General features: G+C 60.0%; 11 protein-coding genes and 3 pseudogenes. 4 read left to right on the top strand and 10 right to left on the bottom strand.

Annotated features, from left to right (window positions below):
* Together AC1D1Z_RS28795 and AC1D1Z_RS28800 are read right to left on the bottom strand one after the other, a co-directional pair.
* On the bottom strand, positions 1–536 hold a 536-nt coding region (locus AC1D1Z_RS28795; RefSeq protein ID WP_477852340.1), incomplete at its 3' end, for a dienelactone hydrolase family protein.
* A 231-nt stretch (positions 537–767) separates the two neighbouring features.
* Positions 768–1,652, bottom strand: a complete 885-nt coding sequence (locus tag AC1D1Z_RS28800) for a LysR family transcriptional regulator (protein WP_334546219.1) — start codon at positions 1,650–1,652, stop codon at positions 768–770.
* A 125-nt stretch (positions 1,653–1,777) separates the two neighbouring features.
* Between AC1D1Z_RS28800 and AC1D1Z_RS28805 the strand changes: the two genes are divergently transcribed.
* Positions 1,778–1,963, top strand: coding sequence for a 4-oxalocrotonate tautomerase (locus AC1D1Z_RS28805; RefSeq protein WP_003553363.1), 186 nt, complete (start codon positions 1,778–1,780; stop codon positions 1,961–1,963).
* A gap of 272 nt (positions 1,964–2,235) precedes the next feature.
* Here the strand turns inward: AC1D1Z_RS28805 and AC1D1Z_RS28810 are convergent, their stop codons facing one another.
* Positions 2,236–3,204 carry an EamA/RhaT family transporter gene (locus tag AC1D1Z_RS28810; RefSeq protein ID WP_477852343.1) on the bottom strand — a complete coding sequence of 323 codons (969 nt, stop codon included), beginning with the start codon at positions 3,202–3,204 and terminating at the stop codon, positions 2,236–2,238.
* A 206-nt stretch (positions 3,205–3,410) separates the two neighbouring features.
* On the opposite strand from AC1D1Z_RS28810, the pseudogene AC1D1Z_RS28815 reads away from it, so the two are divergent.
* Positions 3,411–3,926: pseudogene (locus tag AC1D1Z_RS28815) on the top strand (IS66 family transposase); the annotation flags it as partial.
* On the opposite strand, the gene AC1D1Z_RS28820 reads toward AC1D1Z_RS28815, so the two are convergent.
* The 7 genes and pseudogenes from AC1D1Z_RS28820 to AC1D1Z_RS28850 all read right to left on the bottom strand — a co-directional run bounded on the left by AC1D1Z_RS28820 (position 3,886) and on the right by AC1D1Z_RS28850 (position 9,239).
* A complete protein-coding gene (locus tag AC1D1Z_RS28820; RefSeq protein WP_130759304.1) occupies positions 3,886–4,245 on the bottom strand; it encodes a hypothetical protein in 360 nt (119 codons plus the stop codon). The pseudogene AC1D1Z_RS28815 and the gene AC1D1Z_RS28820 sit on opposite strands and share 41 nt — an antisense overlap.
* A 632-nt stretch (positions 4,246–4,877) precedes the next feature.
* The gene (locus AC1D1Z_RS28825; RefSeq protein WP_477852346.1) at positions 4,878–5,612 is read right to left on the bottom strand and encodes a phosphotransferase enzyme family protein; all 735 of its coding nucleotides are present in this window, start codon (positions 5,610–5,612) and stop codon (positions 4,878–4,880) included.
* A gap of 122 nt (positions 5,613–5,734) precedes the next feature.
* Positions 5,735–6,046, bottom strand: a complete 312-nt coding sequence (locus AC1D1Z_RS28830; RefSeq protein ID WP_028732734.1) for a DUF982 domain-containing protein — start codon at positions 6,044–6,046, stop codon at positions 5,735–5,737.
* A 268-nt stretch (positions 6,047–6,314) separates the two neighbouring features.
* Positions 6,315–6,739: pseudogene (locus AC1D1Z_RS28835) on the bottom strand (protein kinase domain-containing protein); the annotation flags it as partial.
* Positions 6,716–6,907: pseudogene (locus tag AC1D1Z_RS28840) on the bottom strand (hypothetical protein); the annotation flags it as partial. The pseudogenes AC1D1Z_RS28840 and AC1D1Z_RS28835, both read right to left, overlap by 24 nt.
* A 223-nt stretch (positions 6,908–7,130) precedes the next feature.
* Positions 7,131–8,408 (bottom strand): L-fuconate dehydratase, encoded by a 1,278-nt coding sequence (locus AC1D1Z_RS28845; RefSeq protein ID WP_446998472.1) that lies wholly within the window; start codon positions 8,406–8,408, stop codon positions 7,131–7,133.
* Between the two features lie 96 nt (positions 8,409–8,504).
* Complete coding sequence (locus AC1D1Z_RS28850) at positions 8,505–9,239, bottom strand: SDR family oxidoreductase (protein ID WP_018246192.1); 735 nt, start codon at positions 9,237–9,239, stop codon at positions 8,505–8,507.
* 438 nt (positions 9,240–9,677) lie between these two features.
* On the opposite strand from AC1D1Z_RS28850, the gene AC1D1Z_RS28855 reads away from it, so the two are divergent.
* Positions 9,678–10,463 carry an IclR family transcriptional regulator gene (locus AC1D1Z_RS28855; protein WP_018246195.1) on the top strand — a complete coding sequence of 262 codons (786 nt, stop codon included), beginning with the start codon at positions 9,678–9,680 and terminating at the stop codon, positions 10,461–10,463.
* 77 nt (positions 10,464–10,540) lie between these two features.
* On the top strand, positions 10,541–11,377 hold the full coding sequence (locus AC1D1Z_RS28860; RefSeq protein WP_477852350.1) for an amidohydrolase family protein: 837 nt from the start codon (positions 10,541–10,543) through the stop codon (positions 11,375–11,377).
* The last annotated feature ends 173 nt before the right edge of the window (positions 11,378–11,550 follow it).

Genomic DNA, 11,550 nt, shown 5'->3' on the forward strand with positions numbered 1-11,550 from the left:
GCCTTGAACTTTCGATCCATGAACTGCTCGTTGCCCTCGGCTTTCGTGGCTTCCAGTGTTGCGATTCCACCAGCCGAGAAGCCCATCAGCCCTACACGTCGGGCATCAACGAAGGTGTATGTCGATAGGAAATCGAGAGCCCCGTAGGCATCGAATACCCGATCGGGAAAATAGCGCTCGCAGGTGTTATCGATGTTGCGGGTCGTGAAGCTGTCGACCACCAGCACGACATATCCCCATGAGGTCAACCGCTGCGGCCAGTAGGTCTTGGTGTTCGGCCGAATACCTCCGCAACCGTGCATGATAACGACGGCCGGAAAGGGACCATCTCCCTCTGGTCGGCTCAGATATCCCAGCAAGTGCGTGGTTTGGGCCTGCGGGAGACTGACACCTTGTTCCCTGGCCTTGCGTTCCAGGAATGGACTTGGCTTTGTGACTGCGCTGTCAAATCGCACCAACTCGTCAGCGTGAGCCGCAGGATTAAGCTGCACGATGGCGATGAGCAAAAGTCCGAAAGCAAGCTTTGTGATTTGCATTGAGTTGCTCCGCTGGGAGACAGGCAGTTGATCAAACGCTATCCACAACCGATCATCATCTAGATGCGGAAACTTCGACGTCCATAGGCCTTAAAGGGGCGTGGCAAATAGCCGCCCCTGATGAGTTCCCGACGGCTTTGTGCCGAGTTTATTTTAGCTGCTGGTGTGCGTGATGCCCTGTTTCTGCCAAGGCTAAACCTTACAAGCGACATCGGTCTCGACCGAGCGTTGTCAGCCAAACCGGTCCACCAGGAAATCGATCACCGTCCGCAACATCGCTGTCGGCCGACGGTTCGGCGCATAGATGAGGGACATCGGTACAGGCTTGTAGGACCATTCCGGCAGCACCTGCTCAAGCCGTCCTTCGGCGATATCGGCGGCGAGCAGCAGTTCCGGCTGAAGCGCAATTCCCGCGCCGCTGAGCGCTGCCATGCGAAGTGCTGCCCCCTGGTTGGTCGAGAATTTTCCGGAAATCAACACATCGCGCATTTCGCCCCTCGGTCCGACCAGGTGCCAGCGATCCCGCATGCGCCAGTAGGAGTGGCCGAGGCAGAGATGGTTCGTCAGAGCCTCAGGCGTGGCCGGCCGACCATGGCGGGCAAGATAGTCCGGCGAGGCAGCGAGAATCCGCCGGTAGGGCGTGAGCGGGCGGGCGACGAGGCTGCTGTCCGAGAGCGGACCGATGTGGATACCGAGCTCGAACCCCTCGCCGACGAGATCATGGACGTTGTTGTCGAGCGATAGCTCGATGCTGACGTCGGGATAGGCGTTCTGGTAATCGACCAGCGCCGGCACCAGGACTTGCGTCCCGAAGCTGACCGGCGCAACCACGCGAAGCCGGCCGCGCGGCGCCGATTGCAGCTCGCTYGCCGCAGCCTCGGCCAGCGCCACTTCGGAAAGGGCGCGCTTGCAGCGCTCGTAATAGAGCTGGCCAACCTCTGTGAGCTGATGGCGTCGCGTGGTGCGATGGATCAGCTTCGCCCCGAGCCGGGTCTCAATCGTCTTGATGTGCTTGGCAACCATGGCAGGGGACACTTGCGCGATCTCCGCGGCGGCCGCGAAACTGCCATTGTCGATGACCCTGACGAACATCGCCATGCCGGCCAGCTTGTCCATAATTGCCTACCTCTTGGTTTCGAATGACGATACCGGGAGCTTATTTATCAACCAAGGAATTTACAACATGGTCGTGATGCCCGCGCCAAGACGACGGACATCACCAACCTGACCAAGGAGACACCATGCCCATTCTTCACCTGCAGATGCATCCCGGCCGCACCGACGATCAGAAGCGCGCCTTCGCGCGCGAAGCGACCAAGGCCGCCGTCGAAACCCTGGCGTGCCCGCCGGAATCGCTGGAAATCCTGATAACGGAGATCGCCAAGGATTCCTGGGCGGTCGGTGGCAAGCTGAAATCTGAAGCCTGAGAGGCGACCCGCAGCGTCGAACGCTCGAGCTGCGGGACGCCGCCGCCATGGTATTGGACAGGGAGCCGGCAGGCGGCTCCCGTGCTGAATGTGAAGGGCGGCCGGTTGACCTAAGCGAACTTTTTCGTCGTCGAAGGATAAGGCTGCTTTGCGCCCTCATGTCAGTCGTAGAGCCCAGCCAAGCGGCGGCTTGAAAGCGGACAACGCATTGGACTGGCGAGGCGGCACGTTTGCGTAAAAGCGGATCTTATTTTGGCCCAGTATTCAGCGGGTCACTCGTTCGCAAGCACCGTCTTTCCAGATGCAAATTGGCGATCATAGAAAATCCGAACCGACAGAACGACGCCGGCGATCAGGACAACAACCCCGGCGACTGCGATCGGAGTTGGCCAGCGCGCATGCACAACAAGTCCGCCGATCACACCGAAGGCAGTCTCTGAGACGATCAATTGCGCGGCCAAGGCAACCGGCAGGCTGCGTGAGGCAATATTCCAGGCCCAGACGCCGCCCACGGTGGCCAGCAGCGCGAGAGTTGTGCCCCAGACATAGAGGTTGCCGGCAGYGCTCCAGCCGAATCCCAATGTAGGAAGCCGGAAGAGGTCCATCGCGGCACCGATGGGATAGAAGGCCAGCATCAAGACGCCGCCGCCAACCAGTATCAGCGCCGACCACACGCCGGAGGGCATGTCCGGCCGTGCGGCGAGTGCTGCCTGATTGGAAAGCGCGAACCAGACCCAAAGGCCCACGGCAGCAAGCGCCAGCGGCACGCCAATCCACAATGATTGCACAGAGTCCAGTCCTTCGGCCGTGAATGCCGTGCCATTGACGAGACCAAGGCCGACCAGCACCAGCGCCAGAGGCACCATGAGGGATCGCCATGRCAATGATGCCTGACGCTGATTGCCAATGACCATCAATACGATTGGTACCAGCCCGAGAAAGGCCGGAGCGATGACTGGGCCGGCAAAGAGGGCCGCTCCCGTCACTGTCAGGAAGTAGCCGACATAGCCGACGAAGGCGAGCCAGATGGCTTGCAGGCAGTTTCGAAGCGTGAGGTGGCGCATGACACCCTTCTCGGAAAACAGAATGTAAAGCCCGACGAGTGCCGAGACGACGTGACGGATGAGGGCAAAATCAAAGGTGGAATAGTCACCGATGATGAAGGGCACGACGAAGTTGAGCGAAAAGGCAAAGGCCGCAAAGAGCGCGGCCGACACGCCAACATAGAAACGTCTGTCCATAATGTTCACCCTTTTGCAGTTGCGTCACCGAGCCCTGGTCTCCGCGACGCCGAGTGTGTCGTTTGGCAATCAAGCGAAATGCTTGATCGAATGGGGAAAAATTACTGGCCACGCGCTTTGGTCGGTAGCCGCCGAAAATGAGAACCAGCCTCTCGATACGCATCACCCGGATCGTGAAACGATGCTGTATCGCGGGGGGCCGGTATGCGGCTCCCACTTTGACCGGGGCGGGCGAACTCTACGACATCGAAAAGACCATTCGGGGTGCTCCGCCGCACTTACGGAAAGCTGCACGACAGGAAAATAGCAAGCCCAGGGTCGAAGCTCTGCGATTGTGGCTGGACGATAACCTCAAACGCTTGCCACACAAATCCGGGACAGCTGAGGCAATCCGCTACGCGCTTTCCCGTTGGGCATCGCTTTGTCGTTTCATTKATGACGGCAGTATCGAGATCGACAACAATGCCGCTGAAAGGGCCATCCGACCCATTGCGCTCGGACGCAAGAATTGGCTGTTCGCCGGATCAGAAAAAGGCGGAGAACGGGCCGCCGCCATCCTGTCACTGATCGAAACCGCAAAGCTCAATGGTCTCGATCCAGAGGCCTCTCTGCGGGACATCCTTGCCCGCATCGCCGATCATCCCATCAACAGAATCGGTGAATTGCCATGGAACACCGCATCTAACCGGGAAAGCGCTGGTCGCAACGTCGGGCAAAATTGATTACGAGCGCGGCGTCTTTCTCAGCGATAGCGGCCAAGGAATCTACATGCTTCTGCATGTAGGCTTGTGCATCGCTTTTAGGTCGATGAGATTGTTCGAAAATGCCTTCCGCCTGGACAGCTAGCTTATCGAATTTTGTTTGGTAATCTCCGGCTTTGTTGGCATCTCCGGCTTCCTGATAGACCTTAGCCATGATCGCAAAGGCCGCTCCACACTGGAAAGGATGCTCGTTTGTATTCGGTCCAAGCTCCGCCGGACTCTGGCCGTAACTCGGCGTTGCCAGAGTCCCGATCAAAAGCAAAACAATCGCACGCACCACAAGCTCAACCTCTTCACGCCGGAGCTGTTATCGTAGCATTACAGCCTCAGGAAACGCCATCATGCACTTGGAAAACCAGTTAACCGGACGCTTACTTTGTAAGCATCCGTTGAAGCCTTTACCGAGGGGGTACTCTGGGGGCTCGCTGAGTGTAGTTTTTGACTAGAAACCCGTCATTTTTAGCTTTATTGCCTCAGGTAACCTGATGGGAACGAGGAAAGGGCAAAATGCTAGGTTTGGGGCGGGTTGCCTATTTCGTCGCAGGTACATGCGTGATCGGACCTGTGACGTCCGTGCTTGGCGGCTGCGCCTTTCCATATCCTGCGGTTTGGTCAAAATGTCCTGACTCTCAACATCTCGTCGTTGAAGGAGAGTTCCGATGCGGAGGGCCCAACCTTCCTCCTACTCCTTCACAAGTGGCGATTCTTAAACAGCGTCCAATCGTAGACCCCTGAACGACTTCAAATTGTACGTAACAAGCTGACCCCATTTGGCGCCGGTAGTGCCGGTCCCTGTATTGCGGACAGACGATTCACAAAAAAAGGGGCTGAATGCCGCTTAGATGATTGGATTCATCATCCCGCATTATATTCTCCTACAGCTTTGGGAAAACGTCGATCCGCCGGAACCGTTCAGACCGGGCGAACTTCGGCAAGCCGCTTGACTGCATACTCGTCCCGCCAGCAGACGGCGGCTTCCCATGCAGCTGATGCTTGCGCGGCGATGTCATGCGTGCCGTCGTCGAGGTCGGCAGCGTTGCCGGGCAGCACCAGGTCAAGGTCGGGGACGTCGACATGTGCCTCGTCCCAATCGATCAACGCGACCCGATCCGCGGTCATGCGGACGTTGCCGGGGTTGCTGGGGTTGCCGTGGACAACGCATGTCTGGCGTCCGATTAGCCGCGCCCATGCTGCTCGACATCGAACAACGCCCTCCGGCGGCATCGCGGCAAGGTTGATCCTCGTTCCGGTTTCGGCGTGCAGGAGGTCGCTCGACGATCGCCAACCTGGGCGCTGCGGCCAGCCCTGCGTCAACCGATGCAGTTCGCGGAGCGTTTCGGCCGCGCGACGCCAGTCGGACTCCGTCTCGGGCGGTCCGCCCTCCATGTACTTCATGACCACCAGACCGTTCGCGAACAGCCGGCCGTCAGTCGTGGGGATCGGCACTGGAACGTTCATCCCTTCACGGTCGAGATGTTGGAGCAGTTCGGTTTCCCATGCGAGATCAGCGTCGGTCCTGGAGCCGAAACGACCGACCGCGATCTGCCCGTGGATGCGAACGCTCCACACGTCGTTGGCGACTCCACCGGCAAGTGGTTCGATGCGGACCGCACCTTCACCCCATTGCCCCATTGCTTCCCATCCCATTGACAATATCCCTGGCGGTCGTGATCAAATCGACGGAGAAATAGAAAAAGTTTGCGACGCCACGATGTCCGCTGCCGGCGCAAACGTGACGTCGAAAAGCGGGTAGACCCTTGATATAAGGCCTATGTTCGCATCATCGGGGGAAGGTCGGGCCGTCGCTCTCGAACTCCCTGCGGGACGAGCGATAGAGTAGCGATACCCGCCTCATCGGCCGCACGCAGAAGCGCTTCCCGGAATTGTTCCGGGGCAATCTTCCCGCTCAATGCGTCGACGCAGGCTTTGACGGCAGCCACATATTCCTCGCCGTCATCGCAAGGCCAGTCGTTGATCAGGAGACGCGCCGCGTCGCCCAGCGTCCATACGATCTTGCGAGATGCCGGGCCTCGCAAAGCAAATCCAACCGGCGTGAATGCTGATGATGTATTCCAGCACATTGTCCTCGACCCCTCAAGGCACGGATACTGCAGTCCCCAGCTCAATATACGCGCGTATTCTGAAATTTGGAATTGAAAAGTGTAGAGGTATGCGGCTTGAGCGCGAGCTGTCGAATGAAGAAGAAAGGGCACTCTGGAACCTTATGTCGGAGCGCCCTGCGCTCCGTCGAAATGGTGCACTGATGGACGCGTTCCGGGTTCGCAACCGATTGCCCGCCCCGGTGTCAGCGGCGCACGCTTCCCTTTTCGGTCCCACGTTTCGCCGCGCTCACCGCAATTCGGCGGTGACGCGGAAGATGCCGCCGGCCGAAGCATCCGAGCAGACGACGAAGGTCGAGCCCTCCTGCGCCATGAAGGCGACATTGCCGCCGGCTTCGCAGGGGTGGCGCTCCATTGCAGGATGATATCGCCATTGTCGCGCAGTCTCTCTCCGGTGTGATCTTCGCCGCACTGCCATCCATTCCGTCGCCGACGGCAGGTGGACCGGGGCGTTCAGCTGTTTCGACAGCCAGGCCGTATAGTTCTGCGCCACGGCAAGTGGCACGTCGTCGGCCGGTTGCTGCGGATTGTCGGCATAGGCCTGGGCTGCGGAGGGATCTGAGTTGGCGGTGTTTATTCCGCCATCTCGGCACGGGTGACGGCCTTCGTCTGTAGGTAGAAGGACTTGTCGATCTTCACCGCGCCATTGGCGGGATTTGGAAGCGAGGGCAGCGTCTTGTAGACCGAGTTGCCGATGACGAGAGCGACGCGGCGTCCGCTCTCTTCAGTAATGGCGGCAGATGCGGTGCCGACCGACAGCAGCATTGCCGCGACGATCAGCAGATAAGCGCACAGTCTCTTGACGTGGTGAAACTTGGGCATGGCTCGATCGCAAACATTCTATTGTTTAAGTTCAATAAAATTTGCTGGCCTGCTGGTGCTGGGCCCCCTCCGCATTCACACTACGAAAATATTCCTCGGCGCTTTAAAAAGCAAGCTTCGCCGCCTCCAAGTCAATTGGAGCAGTCCCGTCAGATTGGAAGCCCATCGTCGACAAGAAAGACTGTCGAAATCAAGAATTGAACATGCGGCCGGCGAAGTTTCCTTAGCCTCGAAACGTATAGTTGCTGATCGAGGCCGATTTCATCTCGATCGAGAAACCCGGCAGGGTGGGCGGCATGTAGGCGGCGTTCTCAATCCGGCAGGGGTCGAGGAAGTGTTCGTGCAGATGATCCACATATTCGATGACGCGGCCGTCCTTGGTGCCCGACACCGCGACATAATCGATCATCGACAGATGCTGCACATATTCGCAGAGCCCGACGCCGCCGGCATGCGGCCAGACCGGCAGGTCGAACTTGGCGGCGATCAGCAGTACGGCCAGCACCTCGTTCAGCCCACCCATGCGGCAGGAATCGATCTGCACGATGTCGATCGCGCCCTCGGCGATGAACTGCTTAAACATGATGCGGTTCTGGCACATCTCGCCGGTCGCAACCTTCACCGGAGCGATCGCCTGGCGGATCTTGCGGTGGCCGGCGACATCATCGGGGCTTGTCGGTTCTTCGATGAAGAAGGGCTTGGCGAAGGAGAGCGCCTTGACCCAGTCGATCGCCTGACCGACATCCCACACCTGGTTGGCGTCGATCATCAGGTAACGATCGGGTCCGATCACCTCGCGGGCAATCCTAAGGCGGCGGATATCGTCTTCCAGGTCGCGGCCGACCTTCATCTTGATATGGTTGAAGCCGGCATCGATCGCCTCCTGGCAGAGGCGGCGCAGCTTTTCGTCGCCGTAGCCGAGCCAGCCGGCCGAGGTTGTGTAGCAGGCGTAGCCCTCCTTTTCGAGGATGGCGATGCGTTCCGCCTTGCCCGCCTCGGCGCGCTTCAGGATCTCGACCGCCTCGGCACGCGTCAGCACATCGGTGAGGTAGCGGTAATCGACGATATCGGCGATCTCCTCCGCCGACATCTCGGCGACGAGCCGCCAGACAGGCTTGCCGGCCTGTTTGGCCAGCAGATCCCAGACGGCATTGACGACCGCACCGGTCGCCAGATGAATGGCGCCCTTTTCCGGGCCGATCCAGCGCAACTGGCTGTCGCTGGTCAGGTGCCGCCAGAAGGTGCCGGGATGGGCGAGAACCTCGGTGAGGTCGGCGCCGACGACGAGGTGGCGCATCGCTTCGATCGCCATGCAGCAAATGTCGTTACCGCGGCCGATGGTGAAGGTCAGGCCGTGGCCGGCAAGATCAGGCGCATCCGTATCGAGAATGACGTAGGCCGCCGAATAATCCGGATCGGGATTCATCGCATCGGATCCATCAAGGCTTTGCGACGTGGGGAAGCGGAGATCGAAGACACGAAGGTCGGTGATGCGGGTCATGGTTGTTCCTCCCGTTTATATGCGCCGATTATATAGAGCCGATTGCAGTGGCCGGGCCGGCCGGCAAGACTGCCGGGCCGGCCGCATCAGCTGAAATCAGATCGTCCAGCCGCCGTCGATGGCGATCGCCTGGCCCGACGTGTAGGTCGCGCCGGCGAGATAGACGGCGAGATCGGCGATCTCTTCCGGCGAGCCGAGCCGGCCCATCGGCTGGCGGGCGATGAAAGCGGCGCGCGCGGCGTCGTAATCGCCCTGCGCGCGCATGCGGTCCTGCAGCGACGGGCTTTCCACCGTGCCGGGGCAGATGGCGTTGCAGCGGATGCCCTGACCGACATAATCGGCGGCAACGGCTTTGGTGAGCCCGATCACGGCCGCCTTGGTGACGCCGTAGGCGAAGCGGTTCGGCACGCCCTTGATGCTGGAGGCGACGGAGGCCATGTTGATGATCGCTCCGTCCTTGCGCTCGATCATGCCGGGCAGCACGGCGCGGATGGTGCGGATCATCGCCTTGACGTTGAGGTCGAAGGCGAATTCGAGATCGGAATCCTTCATCTCGAGGATCGAGCCGGCATGGACGAAGCCGGCGCAGTTGAACAGCACGTCAACAGCCCCGATCTCGGCGACAAGGGCCTTGACCGCATCCTCTTCGAGCACGTTCAACTGATGGGTGAAAACGCCGGTTTCAGCGGCAAGCGTCGCCAGCGCCTCGGTGTTGATATCCGTCGCGTGAACCCTGGCGCCGATCGCGGCAAAGGCTGCCGCCGTCGCCCGGCCGATGCCCTGACCGGCGGCGGTGATGAGAACGGTCTTGCCGGAAAGTCTGTTTGTCATGTCGCGGGCCTTTTCTGGAATTGTCTACGCTGGACGATGGAGTACGGTTGATGTCTTGGCAAAGCTCGGCGTGATGCAGCGCGCCGGTCCGCTTCCGGAGGTGCGCGGCTTTCTGCGTTAAATGGAGGAGTTGGCGCTGTTGCACAGGCAGATCAGCGGCGGATTCAGCCGATTGGCTGCTTTTTCGGCGATCTCCGCCGGCGGCAGGGCCGATGACCATTCCCTTGCGCTGCACGGCCTTCCTCCCTGTCCCGGCTTGCTTATGATCCTGCCGTTCGGGCGCCTTCGATAGCTCAGTCGTTCGTTTGGATCGACTTTTTCAGTGGTGATTTGTCTGTTTATAGACAAACAGACGATTGGCCAAGGGTCAAGTGCGAAGTTTTCCTTTTCCGGCCGCAGTTCTGCGTATATGCAGAGTGATATTCACAGGAGGAAGGAATGGAGACCGACGAGTCCGACCGCTACCGCGCTCCTGCCCTCGACAAGGGCCTCGATATCCTGGAATTGCTCGCCGGCGTCGACAGCGGCCTCACCCAGGCCGAAATCGCCAAACGGCTCGACCGCAGCCCCAACGAATTCTACCGCATGCTCGACCGGCTGGTGCGCCGCGGTTACGTCACCCGGCTGGATGGCGACCGCTATTCGCTGACGCTGAAGCTCTTCGGTCTTGCGCAACTGCACGCGCCGGTGCGCCGGCTCGCCTCCTATGCTACGCCGCTGATGCGCGATCTCGCCCAGCGCACGCGCCAGGCCAATCATCTTGCGGTCTTCGATCGTGGCGCGGCTGTTGTCATCGCCCAACAGGAGGCGCCGGACTATTGGGGATTCTCGATCCGCATCGGCGCCCATATCAGCCTCTTCGACACCGGTTCGGGCCATGTGCTGCTTGCCTTCCGCAGCGAGGAGGAGCGGGAGATGATGATCTCGGAACATGTGCGCAGCCGCTCAGACATCGAACTCGGCCCCGAATTCTACGATCGTCTCCACCAGATCCGCGAGCGCGGCTACGAGATGATGGCGAGCGCCCAGACATCAGGCGTCTACAATCTTTCCGCTCCCGTTCTTGGACCGGACCGCCGCTGCATCGCCGCCCTCACCTGCCCCTTTATCGCGCTCGTCAATGCGCCGTCCGCTCCCGATATCACGCAGGCGATCACGCTGGTGCAGAAGACCGCCGCCCAGCTTTCGCTGCTTGCCGGCGCCGATGTCGTCCACCCGGCCTGAGGCCTAAGAATTTCTATTTGAACAATCCATTCACCAGGAATAGGTTTGCCGCCAAACCACTCTGGGAGGAGAAGAGCGTGTTCATCGACACCCATCTGCACATCATCGATCGATCGGCCCTGCCCTATCCCTGGCTCTCAGGCGCGCCCGCTCTCGATCATGATTTCCTCTACGAAACCTATGCGACTGAGGCCCGGCGCTGCGGCATCACCACGGTGCTGCATATGGAGGTCGACGTCGATCCCGCCGCGACGCAGGCCGAGACCGATCACGTCGCCGGCATCGCCAAAAAGCAAGGCAGTCTGATTGCCGGCGCGATTGTCTCCTGCCGGCCCGAAGAGGAAGGCTTTGCCGCCTATCTCGAGCGGCAAAAGGCCGATCCCTTCGTCAAGGGATTCCGCCGCGTGCTGCATGTGGTGCCAGATGATGTCTCCGAAGGCGCCCTGTTTCGCGAAAACATCAGGCGCATGAGCGGCAGCGGCCTGACTTTCGACCTCTGCACATTGCCGCATCAGGCGAGCCGTGTAACCGCCCTCGTCGATCTTGCGCCTGATGTGCAGTTCGTGCTCGACCATTGCGGCGTGCCGGATATCCGCTCGGACGCCTTCCAGCCATGGAAGGCCGGCATATCAGAGATTGCCCGGCGGCCGAACGTGGTCTGCAAGGTCTCCGGCGTTGTCGCCTATGCCGATGCGAAGACATGGACGGCAGAAATGCTGCAGCCCTATCTCGAACATGTGATCGCAAGCTTCGGCTGGGACCGCGTCGTCTGGGGCAGCGATTGGCCGGTCTGCACGCTCGGTGGCGGCCTCTCTACCTGGGTTGCGGCGACCCATGCGATGCTCTCAGGTAGCAGCGACGCAGAGCGCTCGAAGTTGCTTTTCGCCAATGCGCAGCGCCTCTGGTCGCTCTGACGTCACAAAATAATGCGACCGGTCTCCTGGGCGTGCCATTTCGGCATGTTTTTTGTATCGTTCCGGGACAAAAAACGCCCGATTTTCGGGCTTAACGCTATCTACATGCAAGCAATTGCTAGCCTTATTTATCTCGGCTAAAAGTTGTTGACACGGATATGGGGAATGACCCC

The sequence above is a fragment of the Rhizobium sp. P1_E1 genome (assembly GCF_056406015.1).

Coding starts and splice junctions, on each gene's coding strand:
- AC1D1Z_RS28830 (WP_028732734.1), bottom strand. CDS start 6,046: ATGTGCTGGAATACATCATCAGCATTCACGCCGGTTGGATTTGCTTTG.
- AC1D1Z_RS28855 (WP_018246195.1), top strand. CDS start 9,678: ATGGAGACCGACGAGTCCGACCGCTACCGCGCTCCTGCCCTCGACAAG.
- AC1D1Z_RS28825 (WP_477852346.1), bottom strand. CDS start 5,612: ATGGGATGGGAAGCAATGGGGCAATGGGGTGAAGGTGCGGTCCGCATC.
- AC1D1Z_RS28845 (WP_446998472.1), bottom strand. CDS start 8,408: ATGACCCGCATCACCGACCTTCGTGTCTTCGATCTCCGCTTCCCCACG.
- AC1D1Z_RS28850 (WP_018246192.1), bottom strand. CDS start 9,239: ATGACAAACAGACTTTCCGGCAAGACCGTTCTCATCACCGCCGCCGGT.
- AC1D1Z_RS28805 (WP_003553363.1), top strand. CDS start 1,778: ATGCCCATTCTTCACCTGCAGATGCATCCCGGCCGCACCGACGATCAG.